Source organism: Paenibacillus sp. FSL R5-0701 (assembly GCF_037973995.1).
In the GTDB taxonomy this organism is placed as follows: domain Bacteria; phylum Bacillota; class Bacilli; order Paenibacillales; family Paenibacillaceae; genus Paenibacillus.
In genome coordinates, this window is sequence record NZ_CP150230.1 from 5,486,275 (window position 1) to 5,504,090 (window position 17,816).

Consider the following 17,816-nt stretch of genomic DNA (forward strand, 5'->3'; position numbering starts at 1 on the left):
TGACATCAACTAAACAAAAAAAATCCTCCTGTCTCTAAAATCCCCATACACCAGGTATGCAGAATTTTATCGGACAAGGAGGATTCCTGTTCCCTATGTTATGCAATTCTAACTTAAGATTCCCACACTTTATATCCATCTTTGTCAACAATCTGACGAAATGCTTCCAGCAGTCTCAGCGTTACTGGACCTGCTACCCCCGTGCCAATTGTTCTTCCATCCACTTCATATGCAGCGATAACTTCTGCAGCTGTCCCGGTGAAAAAGACTTCGTCTGCGATATACACATCATGCAGGGTGAATGGCACTTCTTTTAATTCAAGCTCCAGTTCGCCACATAGATCGATAATCGCTTGACGTGTAATCCCTTCAAGTGCTCCGAGATAACAAGGCGGCGTGTACACTACACCATTTTTGATGATGAAGATGTTATCACTTGAACCCTCAGTAACGTAACCTTGGGAGTTCAGCATGATTGCTTCACCAGCACCTGAATAGTTAGACTGGATTTTAACCAGTATGTTATTGAGATAGTTCAACGATTTAATTTTTGGATTCAATGCGTCCGGAATGTTCCGGCGTTGGGATACCGACACGGCTTTCAATCCAGTAAGATACGCTTCCTCGGGATAGATCGCCAATTGCTCCACGATGATGATTACGGATGCCTTAGGGCAACGTAACGGGTCCAACCCCAGATTACCAGGGCCGCGCGATACAATAAGACGAATATAACCATTACGCATATCATTGCGGCGCACCGTTTCAGCCATGACTTCCAGCATCTCATCAATGGACAGCGGAATGTTCAAACTGATGGATTTCGCCGAATCATACAAACGATCCAAGTGGGCCTTACATCTGAAAATATTTCCGTTATAGATCCGAATACCTTCGAAAATCCCGTCTCCATACAAAAATCCATGATCATATACCGAAACGGTTGCGTTCTCCTTGGTCACATACTGACCATCCAAATAGATCCATTGTTCTGCCACCGATGACTGCACCTCCATAAAATATCCATTCACTGTACTCCGAAACGTTATTAACCCGTCCATTGTACACCAAATGACAAGCCATTACTCGCTCATTCTATCCCGACTTATGACAACCTTCTAACATTCCCAAACACCACCAGGTCAATTATCTTGAAGGATATGTATAACAAGGATAGCTACCCAGAACGCGCACCTGACAATTCAATGCTTCAATCTCTGCCATGGCTGCGGTAAGCAATACCGAATCGACCGTTTCCACAACATCAATGTAAAAATAGTAACTGCCCAATCGTTTCTTCGTTGGACGAGATTCGAGACGGGTCAAGTTCAGCTTCCGCCATGCAAAAGCCGACAATACCTGATGCAACGCACCCGGTGCATCTTCTGGCAATGTCACCAGCAAGCTGGTTTTTACATGATCCGGTTCACGTGGAATGTTCACAGGTTCATGGCCGATGAGCACAAAACGGGTGTAGTTGTTGTCATGATCTGTAACCTTTTCAGCCATAATGTCCAACCCATGCTTCTGAGCAGCAAGCTTGGTACCGATCGCCACCCAGCCCTTACCCGGATTTTTTTTCACAATTTCTACAGCTTCGGCCGTACTGTTCACACCTTCAAGGTCCGCCCCAGGCGAATGCAGCCGAATAAAATTCTGACACTGTGGAATAGCCACAGGGTGAGACATGATCTTGGTAATTCTACCAAAGTCATACTCGCCACTCTCTGTCTTAAATTCCGAGCCATGTCCAATCACATTCTGGATAGATGGATATACCCACTCTGCTTGCATCGGAATATCTACTTCATTCACAAGCCAGTCCATATGAAGACTAACGGAGCCTTCAATGGTATTTTCAATCGGAATGACACTGTATTGTGCAATCCCGCTATCCGTTGCTCTAAACACATCCGAAATCAGCTTGGAATGAAGCAAGTCTAATGGTTCCCCGTTGAAAAGGAAATCAATTGCCTCATGAGAAACTGATCCTTCAGGTAATACTGCAATTCGTTTCATGCATTAACTTCCCCTTTGATTCTGTCCAGAAAAGGACGTTCGTCTTGATCAGGCAGCACGGTTACACCGTCCAAATCCGGATCGAGCCACAGTGCAGAAGCAGATATGCCCTCCCGCTCCATGGTGTCCAGCAAATATTGTTCCAATCCCGCTTTCCGGGTGTCATGACGATCTACCAAAGTCAATACGGTCGGTCCAGCTCCGCTCAGGGCAGCTCCCAACGCTCCATGATCGACGGCATGTTCCAATATCTCAGCCATGCCTGGCACCAATGATGCCCGATATGGTTGGTGAATTCGATCTGACATCGCCTTCTGAATCATATCCAGTCGTCCACTCGCCATAGCGGCAACGAGCAGTGAGGATCTGCTAATGTTATGCACCACATCAGACATGCCAAATTGCTCTGGAATTACATTCCTTGCTTTTGAAGTAGACAGCTGGAATTCAGGTACAATAACCAAAGCCTGCAGATCCTGGTGTGGTTCAATACGTATATGATCTACCTGTTGACCATTCCATGCAGCCGTAATAATACCGCCATACAGAGATGCTCCAACATTATCAGGATGCTTCTCAAGGGATGTGGCCATATCCAGAAGCTTCGCATCGGATAAAGGAGCACCAATTAATGCATTAGCCGCTGCCAATGCCCCAACGATGGCTGATGCACTGCTCCCGAGTCCCCGCGTAAGCGGAATATCCGAATACATGGAAATCTCCAATTCAGGGACGGATACCCCAGCTTCATTGAATACCATCTGTGCCACTTCGTAAATCAAATTCGATTTATCTGTTGGCAGGCCTGTCAAATGATTGCCGTGAAGATGAAATGACGTCTGCTCGGCAGGTTTCATTTCCAACCAGGCATACAAAGACAATGCCATGCCCAGGGTATCAAACCCCGGACCGAGATTGGCTGTGCTTGCAGGTATTTTTACGGTTACCTTTTCACGCAAACTCATACAGATTGCTGCTCCAGTTGTGCAATGGCCGCCATTACCGCTTCTTCCGTATCTTCAACAACAAGTGGCTCAGTCGCTACTGTTTTGATCGCAATATTAGGATCTTTCAGGCCATTACCTGTCAGTACACAAACTACAGTCTCTCCGCCTTTAAAGTACCCTTCACTCTTCAGTTTGTATACACCAGCAAGGGAAGCCGCAGAAGCAGGTTCAGCAAAAATTCCTTCCCGAGAAGCAAGTGTACGATACGCTGTAAGGATTTGTTCATCCGTTACATAGTTGATCTGTCCACCAGATTCCTCAGCTGCAGCTACTGCCGTTTTCCAGCTCGCCGGATTACCGATTCGAATTGCTGTTGCTACCGTTTCAGGTTCAAGGATCGGCTCACCTTTGACTATGGCCATCGCACCTTCTGCTTCGAAACCAACCATACGTGGAAGCGTGTTGGATTTACCTGCCTCTTTATATTCTTTGAAACCTTTCCAATAAGCCGAGATATTACCCGCATTACCGACTGGAATAGCCAGAACGTCAGGCGCTTCGCCAAGTTGTTCAATTACTTCAAACGCTGCTGTCTTCTGTCCTTCAATCCGGAACGGATTCACAGAGTTTACAAGCGTGATCGGATGTTTGGCTGTGATCTCACGCACAATCTCCAGTGCACGGTCAAAGTTACCATTGATCGCTATCACTTTGGCTCCATAGATCATGGCTTGGGCCAGTTTACCCAGTGCAATGTTGTTATTCGGGATCAGTACGATACAATTGAGGCCACCACGTGCGGCGTAGGCCGCTGCAGCTGCTGACGTATTACCTGTGGATGCACACATGATCGTACGGCTGCCCTCTTCCATAGCTTTGGCAACAGCCATAACCATACCGCGGTCTTTGAAAGATCCCGTAGGGTTCAAACCTTCGTATTTGAAGTAAACATTTAAACCGAGTTCCTCAGACAGATTCTCTGCATGAATCAACGGTGTATTTCCTTCCTGAAGCGTAAGCAGGGGTGTATTTTCATTAACTGGAAGGTGCTCTCTGTACGTTTGCAAAAGTCCTTGATATCTCATTATGGGTAAACTCCTTTATGTTTTATTAATCTGAAATGATGACCTGTTGAACCGGATATGATTAACTTGTACGTTATAACTGAAATAATTGAGATGCCGTATGGGATAAGAACTATTATCCTTCGACCCGGTAGACACTCTTAATGCGGCGAATGACGCTGAGTGATTCAAAATGTTTTAACACTTTATCCATGCTTGCCTTACTTGCATTATGTGTAACGATAATGATCTCGGCATCCGGGTTGTGCTCATTCGGCTGTTGAACAACCGACGCCAGACTGACATCATACTCTGCGAAAATTTGTGTGATTTGTGCCAACACCCCGGCTTTGTCGTCTACGTGTAGTAAAATAAAGTTTTTCGACACGATCTGCTCGTCGCTTTGTAGTCGCTTAATCTTATAAGGCACAATTGCTTTGAGACCGTTCACGCCAAGTTTAAGGTTTTTGGTAACCGCCACAATGTCAGCTACAACCGAAGTTGCCGTTGGGAGTTCTCCCGCACCCGCACCGTAGAACATTGTCTCCCCTACAGCTTCACCGTGTACATATACTGCGTTGAACACACCGTTGACTGAAGCAATCGGGTGATTCTGTCTAACCATTGTCGGCTGAACGCTGATCGTGATCTCATCGCCAATACGGTCCGCAATACCAAGTAACTTCATCTCATAGCCCAGTCTTTTGGCATACATAATGTCTTCACGAGTCACGGAGGATATTCCTTTAACGGTTACATCCTTCAACTCCACATTGGTGCGGAAACCGAGTGTACTCAAGATCGCCATTTTTCGAGCTGCGTCAAGTCCCTCCACATCGGATGTTGGATCCGATTCGGCGTATCCCAGAGCCTGTGCTTCAGTCAGTACTTCTTCATAGGATGCACCTTCCTGACTCATTTTGGTCAGAATAAAGTTCGTTGTTCCGTTCACAATCCCCATAATGCGGGTAATCCGGTCAGAAGAGAAACCTTCAATCAGCGTACGAATGATCGGAATCCCTCCAGCAACACTCGCCTCATAGAACACGTCACATTGTTTTTCCTGTGCCTTCGCCAAAATCTCTGTACCATGCAGTGCCATGAGATCTTTGTTTGCTGTTACGATATGCTTCCCACGTTCCAACGCTTCAAGAATATACTCCTTCGTCTGATCAATGCCGCCCATGACTTCAACGATGACATCAATATCCGGATGACGAATGACTTCCCAAGGATCTTCCGTAAGCTTGGCACGGTCTACAGCAATAACACGTTCTTTCTCTGTATTTTTCACTGCGATCTTCTCGATGACAATCGGCGATCCAACCTGACTGCTCAGATCCTCCTGATTCCCTTCCACAATGCGAACGACTCCCGTTCCGACAGTTCCCAGACCCAACAATCCGACTTTTACTGGTTTCACTAACGATCTACCCCCTAATGTCTATTCTTGTCTGTCAGTCCTGTATGTTATTAAAGCCTAATTACCCTTGGCCTACTATACGTGTGCGTCTTACTCCAGGCATATCTTGCATTCGATCCAGCATTTCACCAATTTCACCATGAAGATGTGTCGTTTCCACTGAAATGACAACATTGGCTCTTCCCTGAAGCGGGATACTCTGATTAATCGTGAGTACATTAGCTCCATAACCAGCTACATGTCCAAGCACACGAGACAAGATACCCGACTGATGCTCCAAGTCAATGGAGATCGTTACAATTCTCTCGCGCTCAAGCTGGTTGATCAGATGTATTCCATCCTTGTACTTGTAAAAGGCACTCCGGCTTAATCCGACCTGTTCAACCGCCTCATGCACTGTTTTAACATCGCCAGAAGCCAGTAGTTCTTTTACCTGCATGGTCTTCACCACTGCCTCTGGTAAAATATCTTCCCGTACTAAGTAATAGCGTTCGTTCACAGAACGTCCTCTCCTCAAAGACTCATGTATTCATATAGTGGACATTATATAGGATCTATGACAAAAGGGCAATACATGACACGCCTATTTTTTGAAATACGTTCCTCACAGTATACAAGTTTATCCCTCTCCCATGTCAGGAAAAAACAAAAAAACGCAGAGTTGCGGGTCAACTTCCCACTTCTCTGCGTTCCTATATCGATCTGTCTCTCCACGGAAGACAGCTACTTAATAGTAACTGCTGCCTTCCACGAATTCGAATTCAAAGTCTCCAATACGCACGATGGTGCCTTCTACAGCTCCGCGCTTACGCAACTCAGCGTCCACACCCATATAACGAAGTGTACGTGCGAGTTTCAGTATAGCTTCATGCGAGTTCAGTTGCATCCGTTTCATCATGCGGTCAATCTTGGCACTTTCGACAACGAACATTTCGTTCTCACGCACAATTTTGAAACCATCGTCTTCTTTTTTGTCCAGACTGTATACTTTACGTTCAGATACATCTGCTACCTCTTCAACCACTCGCTCGTCTGGAACCTGATCCAGCAGATCAGCTGCACGATACAGAAGTTCTTGAATACCTTTCCGGGTCAAGGATGAAATTGGCATCACTTCAATATCAGGTTGAACTTCGCGAACTTGCTGTAAAAATTGCTCCAGGTTCGCTTCAGAGTCTGGCATATCCATCTTGTTAGCTGCTACAATTTGCGTTCTCTCGGCGAGAAGCGGATTGTATAACTTCAATTCGTCATTGATTTTCTGCCAGTCTTCAAAAGGATCGCGTCCTTCTGAACCCGACATATCTACGACATGAACAATAATACGAGTACGCTCAACATGACGCAGGAACTCATGCCCCAGTCCGACTCCTTCATGTGCACCTTCAATCAGTCCAGGCAAATCGGCCATAACAAAGCTTCGGCCTTCTCCTACACCGACTACACCCAGATTCGGTGTAATGGTTGTGAAATGGTATGCCCCGATCTTTGGCTTGGCTGACGAAACGACAGAAAGCAATGTGGATTTCCCGACACTCGGGAAACCAACCAGACCAACATCTGCCATAACTTTCAGTTCGAGTACGATGTAACGCTCTTGTCCTTCTTCACCGTTCTCAGCAAGTTCAGGTGCAGGATTGTTCGGTGTAGCAAATCGGATGTTACCCCGTCCGCCCCGACCACCACGAGCAATAACAACCTGTTGACCGTGACGTGTCATATCCGCCAGTACTTCTCCACTGTCTTCATCCAAGATGATAGTTCCTGGTGGAATGCGCACAATCATATTCTCCGCGTTTGCACCATGCTGACTTTTATTACGTCCCTTCTCACCACGTGGGGCCTTGAAGTGACGCTGGTAACGGAAATCCATCAACGTACGCAAACCTTCATCCACGCGGAAAATGATGTCAGCTCCTCTGCCTCCATCGCCCCCGGCAGGTCCGCCGTTTGGTACATACTTCTCACGACGGAAAGAAATAATTCCGTCCCCTCCGTCTCCGGCTTTTACATAAATCTTCGCTTTATCTACAAACATTGGTTAACCCCTTCTTCCTATATTCCACACGGCATTCTGAATTGTATAAACGTATCCTCAGACGGAAACTGCTCCGTTCTGACTTTTTTTCCTTTGAGCACGGCAGTAAGCTGCCGCAGTGTTTCCGGATCGGGTGTTTGATCCCCGTCCAGTCGGACAACCACATCTCCATGATCCTGTCCGAAGTTCAAGGTCAGTTTGCGAACCTCTCCCCAAGAAGACCGGCCGCCGCCATATTGATAGGCCCTGATTGCATCTGCAATGGCCCCGGTAAGTGACTCGCCATCCTCGGGAGAGACCAGAGCACTAAGCTGCAACTCATCTTCTATTTCCACATGCAATTCCAGCGCGATTCCACTGGCCCGAAAAGACTGAAGATAAAATACGAGGGAAGGAATGCCTAATCTGGAGATTCGACTTTCTTCTGTAACCCGCTCTTTTATTCTTTCCACACATTGCAAGGATTTATCAAGTTTGCCCAGCCGAAGATATCCATATAACACCTGAAGGTCGTTCATCCAGTCGTGTCGATGATGATTTAATGAAGCAATTGCTGTTTTTTCCATGGATTGTATGATGGCTCTGCGTTCCGCCTCGGCCTGTTTCTTCATCGCATTCACAGAAATGAGCAATACTGCGACGGACCACAATGCGCACACGACGCTTGAGATCATCGCCGGATACAACATAACGAAAACCAAAGGAATCAGAAGTGAACATGCCGCAATCCACGGCACTCTTTTCCAAGATTTCATGGCTTCTCCCCGTTCTACAAAACTCGGTTGGTCTACACCCACCGTAACCAAGTATAACATGTCTTTTCTGCCAGTTCATTATCGAATAACCGTTGAATACAAAAAACCTTCGGCAAAAATGCCGAAGGCTCCTTAGGCGGAATGCCGATATTACGCTTCTACTGCTGCTGCTACAGGAGCAACATTAACAGGATAGATGCTTACTTTTTTGCGATCGCGTCCCCAACGTTCGAATTTTACAACGCCGTCGATTTTCGCGAACAAAGTGTCATCTTTACCGATGCCAACGTTAGTTCCTGGGTGAATTTTCGTTCCGCGTTGGCGAACGAGAATGCTACCACCAGTTACAGTTTGACCATCAGCACGTTTAACACCCAGACGTTGAGCATTACTGTCACGTCCGTTCTTCGTGGAACCTACACCTTTTTTCGATGCGAATAACTGAAGATTTAATTTCAACATGATTGGTTGTCCTCCTTCTTTGCTTATTTGAATTGCTGTATTTTAATATACTTCCCGTATGACTCTGCAATATTAGAGAGCATAACCACCATGGATTCGAGTAACAATTGTACCTGGGACCAGGTTTCCCCTCTCTCTAACAAAGGTAAAGAACCGCTTAAAAAGCCATTCTTCATCTTGGCATCCATTTCGACACCGGTCAATGTTTCAATCGAGTTCACCGTACCCACTGTAACAGCGGATACCCCGGCACATACGATGTCTTCTCCCCGCTTGGCAAAATTAGCATGCCCTTCAATGGAAAAACGTTCGATGTTCCCGTCCTCATCACGAAAGATTTGAACGATAATCACTTATCGCACCTTCTTTACGCTTTGATTGTTTCGATAGTTACTTTAGTGTACGGTTGACGGTGACCTTGCTTCACATGGTAGTTCTTTTTAGGTTTGTATTTGTATACGATAACCTTTTGTCCTTTGCCATGTTTCTCCACTTTAGCCGTTACAGTAGCTCCGGAAATCAATGGTGTACCTGCTGTCAAACCTTGATCGTTAGATACAGCCAGGACACGGTCGAACGTTACGCTTTCGCCATCGTTCGCAGTCAATTTCTCGATGAACAGAACATCGCCCTCTTGGACTTTGTACTGTTTGCCGCCTGTTTCAATAATTGCGTACATTTGCCTTGCACCTCCTCATGTCTCAGACTCGCCCGTTCTCAGGTGACAGTGTCCTTGCGGAACTGTTCTTATACCCGGCCAGTGCGGTTACAGCATGTGCAAGACCATTAGGCTAAACACATACTTGAAGATTATATCACGCAATATATCAAAAATCAATGCAAAGGTGAAATATATCTTTTTCCCGTTCCATGGCAGGAAGAACACGGCTCCACATAGGGCAACGTACTTTCTTCCCGCACTTTCTTACGGGTAAGTTCGAGCAAACCCAGTTTGGTCCAACCCATTACAAACGCTTTGGTCCGATCCTTCTTGAGCTCACCCTCCAAGGTTGCTGCGACTTCATGCCGATTCGAGGCTTCCTCCATATCAATGAAGTCGACAATAATCATGCCACCGATATCCCGCAGGCGCATCAGACGGGCAATCTCTACTGCTGCCTGTATGTTGGTCTCTGTCACGGTCTCTTCCAGACTGTCACCGCCAGCTCCCGTATACTTCCCCGTATTCACATCCACGACAGTCAGAGCCTCGGTATGATCAATAACAATGTATCCGCCTCCGGGCAACCACACTTTCCGGGCAAAATCCTTATTCAACTGTTCCTGCACACCATAGGCTGCAAAGATGGATTCTGTTCCCCGATACACCTGTACTTTGGGTTGGTGACCAGGACTAATCTCTTCGAGCAATGCTTTTACCTCACGGGCTTGTCCTTCACTATCAGTGATGACTTCGTCACTCCCTGGCGTATACACATCTCTGATGATTCGCTGTACCATGCTATGATCCCGATGCAAGAGGCTTGGTGAAGGCAAACTGTCCGCTTTTTCACGAATCAGATACCACTGCGCGCGTAATGTTTCCAAGTCCGACTTAATGGCTTCATGCTGCTCTTCTCCAGATACGGTCCGAATAATAAGTCCTTCTTCATCCCGCCTCAGTTGCTCCCCAAGTGCCTTAAGACGGGAACGATCCCCTTCACGGGCAATTTTCTTGGATACCGCTACATAGTCAGCAACAGGCATGTAGACAAGCCAACGGCCCGGGAGTGAATAATGAGTCGTCACCCGGGCTCCCTTGCCTCCTACCGGTTCTTTCAGAACCTGAACAATGACTTCCTGACCCGGGCGAAGCAACTCCGAGATGGAAGGCTTCACCTTGGGCTGTTTCTCCAGATGGGGATGCAACACATCGTCCACATAGAGGAACGCATTCTTTTTCTGACCAATATCCACAAAAGCAGCTTGCATACCTGGTAACACATTCACGACCCGTCCCTTGAAAAAGGAACCCAGCAGTCCACGATCACGTGTACGCTCTGCCGTAAATTCCACAGCTTTGCCTTCTTCCAGAAGCGCCATTTGCATGAGGTTATGTTCATTATGTACTATCATTTGTTTCATGGCTTCACCTCTAGAAGACAATTCAAATCATCCACATCCATTTCAGTATCTTTTCAATTCTCATTGTACATATATTAACCCATTTCAGAACAGGTCCACCAGAACACTACAATTTATCACCATTTTGTTGAAAATAGGAACCGATTATCCGTTGCTCAGGCAAGACGGCCATAATTCGCCCCTGTCTGTTCATCACGTATACCATATGGTATCTTTCTCTCTTTAATAGACGCAAAATAGTGTCCAAAGGTTTCGCCGGAAATGAGATTATTGGCTGCGCCAAACTGCCAGTAGCCGCGTGACGAGCGAACGCGCCTTCCCGATTCATGAGAAAACGGATGAAGCGATAGGGCACATTTCGATAATCCGTTACGTTGGAATAGAACAAAAAAAGGCCGATTAACAGAATGTTGAGCGGTAGGCCGTAGTCGCCAGTAAACCATCGGCTGATAGCATATAAAATAACCCCTACGCTACACAGAATGCTAATTCTGTAAGTCCACATTAAAGTTGTGTAGTAGGGTGCCCACAGACTGACAAGCGCCTGAACAATTTTACCTCCGTCCAGAGGAAGTACAGGCAGCAGATTAAAGAGAGCAATGAGCAGGTTCCCCTGAATGATATAGTTGAGAAATACCGGATCGCCCAGATTGCCATACTGCAACAGCATAACCACGCCAACCATCAGGATGTTTTGTAATGGACCAGCCAGAGCAATCATGATTTCCCGGTAGGCCGTGATTGTACCTCCATCTTCGATAACCGCTACTCCTCCAAAAGGGAGCATCTGGATTGACAAAACACGATAGCCCAGAAGGGCAGCAGCCGTAGCATGTCCACATTCATGAATGAATACGATGGCAAACAACGTAATAAGTTCAATGAAATGTCCAGTCAGAAGGGAGGCCATCATAATAATTACAAAAAACGGATGAAACGTAATGCGGACTCCCCACACCCTAATCAAGGGCAACAACTTCCGCTGGGTCTACGTACTCCTCCCCCTCTTTGACTGCAAAATAGAGCGTGGCCGGTTGTTCACCACCCGTAGCCTTGAGACTCCCCACCAGATTCCCTGCTTCCACCCAGTCATTCACGCTCACTTCACTTTCGTTCAGACGACCGTATATTGCCGTGACATTGCCTGTATGCTGGATGACAACTGTGAATCCACTTGCTGCATCGCCGATAACCTCCATGACACGCCCTGCATCAGAACTTGCGACCTGTATAAGTTCTGCACCTGTGGCATCCGGAACGATCTCAATTCCCTTCATGCTCAGCGCGAATGGCTGAACCACTGTGCCTGAGATCGGTTTGCCCAGTAACTGCCGAATGCCTGAACCATTGACAGCATCCGTCGTATGTCCGAGGACTGGAAGAAACGAAGGCGTTCCTCCAAAATGCCGTTCATACCAAGCCGCTGCTGAGGCAAAATCCATATCTCGATGGAGTGCATCCGCAATTACTGTTTTGGTTGATGTCGTCCACGATGTATCCAACTGAAACAGACCCCATACTCCGCCAAATATCAAAGCGCTAATGACCGTCCGTTTGAGAAGTGACTTGAACAGGTTGAATCTCGAATGCCCCCCTGGAACAAAATGACCATTCTCTTTTTTCCACAACCATTCCGGATCTCTTTCCTGTATCCCCTCACTAGGCGTAAATGGTTTTGGGTTAATGATCTCATTCTTGTCCAAAAGTGAACCTACTTTTTGCTCCTGTAAGACCTCCACAGTGGCACCATCCATCAATCGCCGGATGCGTTCTTCTCGTCTCTGCTTGATTCTGAGTTTCGTGTTCATGAAATGTCCTCCCGCCGAGGCTTGTTTACTACATCCTATGAAGAGGCGCTTGATAATATGAACAAGCCTGCCCGCAGGTAACAAAAAAAGCCGGGCTATATGCCACGGCTGTCATGTAATTGCTTAATGAATAAGTTCGTTTAACGAGTTAACCCATTCCGAAGAACTTTTTGAACCGAGTGAAAGCTCCCTTTTTCTGCTCCAGCTGCATTAATGGGACCGTATCTCCCAGAATGCGTCGTGCGATATTTCGATACGCAATCGCCGCAAGTGAATCCGGATTCATGACCGTAGGTTCTCCTGAATTGGCAGCTTTGATGACCAGTTCATCATCAGGCACAATGCCGATCAAGTCAATATTAAGTACTTGTAAAATACCATCGATATCTAACATGTCACCCGATTTAACCATATTATTGCGAATTCGATTCACCACCAGCTTTGGTGATTGAATGTGCGAACTCTCCAGTAGGCCGATGACACGATCCGCATCACGTACTGCAGCATTTTCCGGTGTAGTGACCACGATGGCCTGATCTGCTCCTGCTACCGCATTTTTGAAACCCTGCTCTATGCCGGCTGGGCAATCAATAATGACGTACTCAAAATCTTTTTTCAATTCAAGGATAATATCCTTGACCTGTTCTGGCGACACTGAGTTTTTGTCTCTCGTCTGCGCTGCAGGCAACATGTATAATTCTTCGAAACGCTTGTCTTTGACCAAAGCCTGATTCAGACGGCAGCGGCCGTCCGCAACGTCGCACAGATCGTAAATAATACGGTTTTCGAGTCCCATCACGACATCCAAATTACGAAGGCCGATATCGGTATCTACCAGACAAACCTTTTTGCCGAGCAGCGCCAGCGCTGTCCCGATGTTTGCCGAGGTGGTTGTTTTACCCACGCCGCCTTTACCCGAAGTGATCACGATCGCCTCTCCCATGAGCTACACTCCTTTAAACACATTAAAATCTCGGCGTAACCGAACGATATTGCTCATTTTGTCTATCTGCATCTGATTGTCCTGTAAGTAAGCAAATTCCATTCCGGTCTCTCGGCTCTCCCATTCATCGGGAGGACGACTGATGATATCCGCAATCCGTAGCTGCGTCGGTGCAAATACCGAAGCGGCAATGATCGCTTCCTCGTCCCCGCCAATTCCGGCATGAGCCATACCTCTGAGTGAACCCAACACATATATATCTCCGGTACACGTCACTGTGCCCCCCGGATTGATATCCCCAAGAAACAGGAGATTTCCTTCATGATGAAGCACCTGACCTGAACGCACCATACCACACATGGTTACAATCGGCGGCGGTCCTTTAACCTCCGGTTGGAGTGCAGGTGAGTCGATGGATCGAATAAGCAAATTCCCTTTTTGCTTCAATATATCGAGGATTGCTTCTTTCTGGTCCTCTGTCACTTCGCGGGCACCCAACTTGATATCCACATGAACAATCGGTCCGGTCAAAATATTTTGATGGCTGTGTTCCAGCTTATAGCGGAGCTCATAGAGCAATTCCTCGAATTCACATTGATCGTCCAACAGGAAAACCAGGCCGTCTCGGATGCCTTTAATCGTTACGTGATTCGATTTTACCGTCATAAGCCTGTCCCTCCCATCTCATTACATTTCGTGCCCGGGGCCCCAAGTTCCTGCTTTGCGCTCCATAAATGTATTTAGGAAGCTTCTTCTGTCTTGCTCCGTCTCTTGCCGATCCGCTCCAGTTGTTTCCGAAGCGGGACATATATGATCAAGGCAAACACAAAATGAATGAACAAATTAGGAATCATGTATTCAATCAACGCCCAGTCAAAGGTCACGTGGTTAAGTTGGAAGAGCTTGTACAGGAAAAATAGCATGGTGTCATTAAGCAGACTTCCCAAAATGACAACCGATACCATAACCGGCAAGGGTGCACGAGGTGCTTGAAAAATGAGTCCCATCATGTATGCCGATAATCCCATCGAGAATCCATAAGGTCCAATCATCTCGCCGTAGAATACGACGTCATGCAATAGTCCAAAAAATATACCGAGCACTAGTGCCGTGTGTCGATGATGATATACAGCGATAAACAAAATTACGATATAGACCAGATTGGCAGAAATACGCATGTGCCAGCCAGAAGGGATGAGCAGCGGCAAAATTGTGCCTTCCGCAATGAACAAAACGAATAGTAACAAGAACAAAACTTGCTTGCGTGTTACCATTATTCTTTTACCTCAGGCGGGATAATGACAATCAGCTCTTTCCAGTCAAGGAAGCTGGCGTATGGTTCGATAATCGCAGTCCTTGTTAAACCGTATTCCCCAACTTCAACCTTCTCCACTTTACCAATCCGCATGTACTTCGGAAAATTGTTAATAATTCCGGAGGAGATAATCTCATCATCCTCTTTGATATTAGAATCCTCTGAGATTTTGGTCATCTTGAGCATGCCCGTCTTCGGATCGTAACTCTCAATCATACCAAACACTTTCTCTTTACCTACTGCCGTTGCTGCAATGGCATTGGATGTTGGATCATTGGCGTCCATGGACGTTAACAGATTAACCGTTGATGTATAGGAGCTGACATGACTGATCACGCCGACCAGCCCTTCCTGGGAGGTAACGGCCATCCCCGGCTTGATTCCCGCATTTTCACCGATATCAATGTTAATGGTTCTGCTGTTTGGATCCGAATTGGCACTGATAACCTGAGCAATTCGTGAACCGTAATTATAGCGATTCTTCTGTTCTTCTGTGAAATTGAGCGCTTTCTGAAGTTGCTCATTCACTTGCTCCATATCATTATACTTCAGCCGATCTCGGGTATAGTGACCCATCGCGATGCGGAGCTCTTCATTCTCTTCATATACCGTACGCATGTTCGCTACATCTTTGAAAAAGCCCGCTACATAGGAAGCGGGCTTGTAAAATACGTATTGTACAAATCCAACTGAATCCTTCAGGAATTTCTCCGGCCAGGATAGAGTGGTTCGCGGACTGAGCGTAAAGCCCATTAACGCGATAAATGTAACAAGGCCCACCAGCAAAACAAAAAGTCTTTTGTTGCCTAGCAGTTTAAACAGTTCGAACACCCTCTAACATCCATATTCTCTTCCGAGCCATGCCCGGCGGGGAGACTGTCAGACCTGTAGTCCCTGCGAGAATATCAGCCGATCCTCCCCTGTTAAGCGGGTAATAGCTCATCCCCGGGGTTAACCGGGTCCTCTATAAAGATATCTTGCCACTTGGTCGCTATGCCAAGTTAGGCAAATACCAATTAACGTTTGGAACGAACTGCCGAACTGCTTCTGCTTTTGAACAAATGAATATTCTCTAGCGCTTTACCTGTTCCGATTGCTACACAATCCAGCGGGTTCTCAGCCACAATGACAGGCATTCCTGTCTCACCAGCGAGAAGCTTGTCCAGGTTACGAAGCAATGCCCCACCACCTGTAAGAACGATACCCCGATCCATGATATCGGCAGCAAGTTCAGGCGGGCATTTTTCCAGTGTTACTTTTACCGCTTCAACAATTGCATTCACCGTATCAGCCAGCGCTTCACTGATCTCGTCCGAAGTAATCGTAATGGTCTTCGGCAGACCTGTTACAAGGTCACGTCCACGAATTTCCATCGTTTCTACTTGTTCCAATGGCATAGCTGATCCAATATCCATCTTCAATTGCTCTGATGTACGCTCACCGATCATCAGATTGTATTGGCGTTTGATGTACTGGATAACGGATTCATCCATCTCGTCACCTGCTACACGAACCGAACGGCTCGTAACAATACCACCAAGAGAGATAACAGCCACTTCTGTTGTGCCGCCACCGATATCTACAACCATACTACCCGTTGGTTCCCATACAGGCAGATCTGCACCGATTGCAGCTGCAAAAGGCTCTTCAATTGTATAGGCTTCACGTGCTCCGGCCTGTTTGGTTGCATCTTCAACCGCACGTTGTTCTACTGCCGTGATCCCGGATGGTACACATACCATCACGTTTGGATGACGCTGGAACATGGAGCGTTGTTTCTGAGCTTCACGGATGAAATATTTGATCATCGTTGCCGTTGTATCAAAATCGGCAATAACGCCATCTTTCATTGGACGAATGGCACGAATGTTACCTGGTGTACGTCCAATCATTTTTTTGGCGGCTTCACCTACTGCCTCGATGCTATTTGTATCTGTCCGTATAGCGACAACCGAAGGTTCTCGCACCACAATTCCTTTTCCTCGTACATAAACCAACGTATTTGCTGTCCCCAAGTCAATACCCAAATCTTTCGTAAAACCACCAAACATAACATAATCTCCTTTTCTGCCTCATATAGCCGCTCCATCATGATCCAGAGCGTAATAATTTCATTCCCACGCAACACGTGGAGCTAATATTCGCATTTGTTTTTTTGCATTTGTAAAGTGAACCTATCTTTTACGGACAACGCCGTTAACATTCATAGGAAAACATCAACGCCAACCATTATATTATACTAAGCCCTTCTCCTTCAAACTTACGTACGTTCCATCTCCGATAATAATATGATCAAGCACGTCAATGCCAACAATAGCGCCTGCTTCAATCAGTCTCTTGGTTATTTGGATATCCTCTGGACTCGGCGTAGGATCACCACTCGGATGGTTGTGTGCGCACACAATCGATGCGCTGCTGCATTTGATGGCAGCCCGGAACACTTCACGTGGATGTACAATCGAAGCGTTAAGGCTGCCCATGGAGAGTGTTTCCTGAGCAATAATATGATTTTTACTATTCAGAAAGAGACACACAAAATGTTCTTTTTGCAAGTAACGCAATTGTTCCATCAGGATATCAGCTGCATCACGGGGTGTACGAATTGAAGTCGACTGTGTGAGTCTGCTCTTGGCAATCCGATGACCCAGCTCAATGCCAGCTTTCAATTGCACAGCCTTGGCATTGCCAATCCCTTTCATCGTGATCAGTTCTTCCAGACTCAAATCCATCAACGAGCGAATGCCACCCGCTTCGGCCAGAATCCGCTGTGCCATATGCACCGCGGATTCCTGTCTTGTGCCTGTTCGAAGTAAAATTGCCAGCAATTCAGCATGGCTTAAGGCGCCCGCCCCGTATTCCATCATGCGTTCTCTCGGGCGTTCTTCCTGGGGGATGTCGCGCATCATGTATTGAGGCGACTCCATAAGTTCCCTCTTTTCATTTCACAACATTTGGCT

Annotated in this window: 20 protein-coding genes and 1 other annotated feature; all 20 genes read right to left on the reverse strand. The window is 46.6% G+C overall.

The features are described 5' to 3' along the window. Positions 1-113 precede the first annotated feature (113 nt). The 20 genes from ilvE to radC all read right to left on the reverse strand — a co-directional run bounded on the left by ilvE (position 114) and on the right by radC (position 17,783). Positions 114-998, reverse strand: a complete 885-nt coding sequence (gene ilvE, locus MKZ13_RS24245; RefSeq protein ID WP_017692630.1) for a branched-chain-amino-acid transaminase — start codon at positions 996-998, stop codon at positions 114-116. Between the two features lie 148 nt (positions 999-1,146). Then, positions 1,147-2,019 (reverse strand): prephenate dehydratase, encoded by an 873-nt coding sequence (pheA, locus tag MKZ13_RS24250; RefSeq protein WP_221820854.1) that lies wholly within the window; start codon positions 2,017-2,019, stop codon positions 1,147-1,149. Next, positions 2,016-2,984: a homoserine kinase gene (gene thrB, locus MKZ13_RS24255; protein WP_221820855.1), complete on the reverse strand. Its 969-nt coding sequence runs from the start codon at positions 2,982-2,984 to the stop codon at positions 2,016-2,018. The genes pheA and thrB overlap by 4 nt, the downstream gene beginning before the upstream one ends. Beyond that, positions 2,981-4,051 (reverse strand): threonine synthase, encoded by a 1,071-nt coding sequence (gene thrC, locus MKZ13_RS24260; RefSeq protein ID WP_036605915.1) that lies wholly within the window; start codon positions 4,049-4,051, stop codon positions 2,981-2,983. The genes thrB and thrC overlap by 4 nt, the downstream gene beginning before the upstream one ends. 115 nt (positions 4,052-4,166) lie before the next feature. Next, positions 4,167-5,453 carry a homoserine dehydrogenase gene (locus tag MKZ13_RS24265; protein WP_221820856.1) on the reverse strand — a complete coding sequence of 429 codons (1,287 nt, stop codon included), beginning with the start codon at positions 5,451-5,453 and terminating at the stop codon, positions 4,167-4,169. Positions 5,454-5,514: 61 nt separating this feature from the next. Next, positions 5,515-5,952, reverse strand: coding sequence for an ACT domain-containing protein (locus MKZ13_RS24270; protein WP_017692625.1), 438 nt, complete (start codon positions 5,950-5,952; stop codon positions 5,515-5,517). Between the two features lie 228 nt (positions 5,953-6,180). Next, entirely contained in the window at positions 6,181-7,491 is a 1,311-nt protein-coding gene (obgE, locus tag MKZ13_RS24275) for a GTPase ObgE (RefSeq protein WP_076216952.1), read from the reverse strand. Between the two features lie 17 nt (positions 7,492-7,508). Further along, on the reverse strand, positions 7,509-8,306 hold the full coding sequence (locus tag MKZ13_RS24280) for a Spo0B domain-containing protein (protein WP_017692623.1): 798 nt from the start codon (positions 8,304-8,306) through the stop codon (positions 7,509-7,511). 90 nt (positions 8,307-8,396) lie between these two features. Then, complete coding sequence (rpmA, locus tag MKZ13_RS24285; RefSeq protein WP_017692622.1) at positions 8,397-8,708, reverse strand: 50S ribosomal protein L27; 312 nt, start codon at positions 8,706-8,708, stop codon at positions 8,397-8,399. Between the two features lie 23 nt (positions 8,709-8,731). Further along, positions 8,732-9,061: a ribosomal-processing cysteine protease Prp gene (locus MKZ13_RS24290; RefSeq protein ID WP_036605912.1), complete on the reverse strand. Its 330-nt coding sequence runs from the start codon at positions 9,059-9,061 to the stop codon at positions 8,732-8,734. A 14-nt stretch (positions 9,062-9,075) separates the two neighbouring features. Then, a complete protein-coding gene (gene rplU / locus MKZ13_RS24295; protein ID WP_017692620.1) occupies positions 9,076-9,387 on the reverse strand; it encodes a 50S ribosomal protein L21 in 312 nt (103 codons plus the stop codon). 14 nt (positions 9,388-9,401) lie between these two features. Next, positions 9,402-9,486, reverse strand: a sequence feature (ribosomal protein L21 leader region). Positions 9,487-9,542: 56 nt separating this feature from the next. Then, positions 9,543-10,793, reverse strand: coding sequence for an Rne/Rng family ribonuclease (locus MKZ13_RS24300; RefSeq protein WP_036605911.1), 1,251 nt, complete (start codon positions 10,791-10,793; stop codon positions 9,543-9,545). A gap of 106 nt (positions 10,794-10,899) precedes the next feature. Next, a complete protein-coding gene (locus tag MKZ13_RS24305; RefSeq protein ID WP_339178851.1) occupies positions 10,900-11,760 on the reverse strand; it encodes a M50 family metallopeptidase in 861 nt (286 codons plus the stop codon). Beyond that, positions 11,753-12,601, reverse strand: a complete 849-nt coding sequence (locus MKZ13_RS24310) for a M23 family metallopeptidase (protein ID WP_339178853.1) — start codon at positions 12,599-12,601, stop codon at positions 11,753-11,755. Before MKZ13_RS24310 ends, MKZ13_RS24305 begins: the two co-directional genes overlap by 8 nt. Before the next feature lie 148 nt (positions 12,602-12,749). Continuing rightward, positions 12,750-13,544 carry a septum site-determining protein MinD gene (gene minD / locus MKZ13_RS24315; RefSeq protein ID WP_053783092.1) on the reverse strand — a complete coding sequence of 265 codons (795 nt, stop codon included), beginning with the start codon at positions 13,542-13,544 and terminating at the stop codon, positions 12,750-12,752. A gap of 3 nt (positions 13,545-13,547) precedes the next feature. Further along, positions 13,548-14,210 carry a septum site-determining protein MinC gene (minC, locus tag MKZ13_RS24320; RefSeq protein ID WP_017692615.1) on the reverse strand — a complete coding sequence of 221 codons (663 nt, stop codon included), beginning with the start codon at positions 14,208-14,210 and terminating at the stop codon, positions 13,548-13,550. Positions 14,211-14,284: 74 nt separating this feature from the next. Continuing rightward, complete coding sequence (gene mreD, locus MKZ13_RS24325; protein ID WP_091037552.1) at positions 14,285-14,818, reverse strand: rod shape-determining protein MreD; 534 nt, start codon at positions 14,816-14,818, stop codon at positions 14,285-14,287. Further along, entirely contained in the window at positions 14,818-15,690 is an 873-nt protein-coding gene (gene mreC / locus MKZ13_RS24330) for a rod shape-determining protein MreC (protein WP_210109919.1), read from the reverse strand. Before mreC ends, mreD begins: the two co-directional genes overlap by 1 nt. Before the next feature lie 185 nt (positions 15,691-15,875). Further along, entirely contained in the window at positions 15,876-16,910 is a 1,035-nt protein-coding gene (locus MKZ13_RS24335; protein ID WP_017692612.1) for a rod shape-determining protein, read from the reverse strand. Between the two features lie 183 nt (positions 16,911-17,093). Then, positions 17,094-17,783 (reverse strand): DNA repair protein RadC, encoded by a 690-nt coding sequence (gene radC / locus MKZ13_RS24340; RefSeq protein WP_339178855.1) that lies wholly within the window; start codon positions 17,781-17,783, stop codon positions 17,094-17,096. Positions 17,784-17,816: the final 33 nt, after the last annotated feature.

Bases quoted from the DNA above. Each gene is read 5' to 3' on its own strand.
- minC (WP_017692615.1), bottom strand. From the start codon at position 14,210: ATGACGGTAAAATCGAATCACGTAACGATTAAAGGCATCCGAGACGGC.
- minD (WP_053783092.1), bottom strand. From the start codon at position 13,544: ATGGGAGAGGCGATCGTGATCACTTCGGGTAAAGGCGGCGTGGGTAAA.
- thrB (WP_221820855.1), bottom strand. From the start codon at position 2,984: ATGAGTTTGCGTGAAAAGGTAACCGTAAAAATACCTGCAAGCACAGCC.
- MKZ13_RS24310 (WP_339178853.1), bottom strand. From the start codon at position 12,601: ATGAACACGAAACTCAGAATCAAGCAGAGACGAGAAGAACGCATCCGG.
- thrC (WP_036605915.1), bottom strand. From the start codon at position 4,051: ATGAGATATCAAGGACTTTTGCAAACGTACAGAGAGCACCTTCCAGTT.
- MKZ13_RS24280 (WP_017692623.1), bottom strand. From the start codon at position 8,306: ATGTTATACTTGGTTACGGTGGGTGTAGACCAACCGAGTTTTGTAGAA.
- mreD (WP_091037552.1), bottom strand. From the start codon at position 14,818: ATGGTAACACGCAAGCAAGTTTTGTTCTTGTTACTATTCGTTTTGTTC.
- obgE (WP_076216952.1), bottom strand. From the start codon at position 7,491: ATGTTTGTAGATAAAGCGAAGATTTATGTAAAAGCCGGAGACGGAGGG.
- rpmA (WP_017692622.1), bottom strand. From the start codon at position 8,708: ATGTTGAAATTAAATCTTCAGTTATTCGCATCGAAAAAAGGTGTAGGT.
- MKZ13_RS24335 (WP_017692612.1), bottom strand. From the start codon at position 16,910: ATGTTTGGTGGTTTTACGAAAGATTTGGGTATTGACTTGGGGACAGCA.
- pheA (WP_221820854.1), bottom strand. From the start codon at position 2,019: ATGAAACGAATTGCAGTATTACCTGAAGGATCAGTTTCTCATGAGGCA.
- radC (WP_339178855.1), bottom strand. From the start codon at position 17,783: ATGGAGTCGCCTCAATACATGATGCGCGACATCCCCCAGGAAGAACGC.
- rplU (WP_017692620.1), bottom strand. From the start codon at position 9,387: ATGTACGCAATTATTGAAACAGGCGGCAAACAGTACAAAGTCCAAGAG.
- MKZ13_RS24300 (WP_036605911.1), bottom strand. From the start codon at position 10,793: ATGAAACAAATGATAGTACATAATGAACATAACCTCATGCAAATGGCG.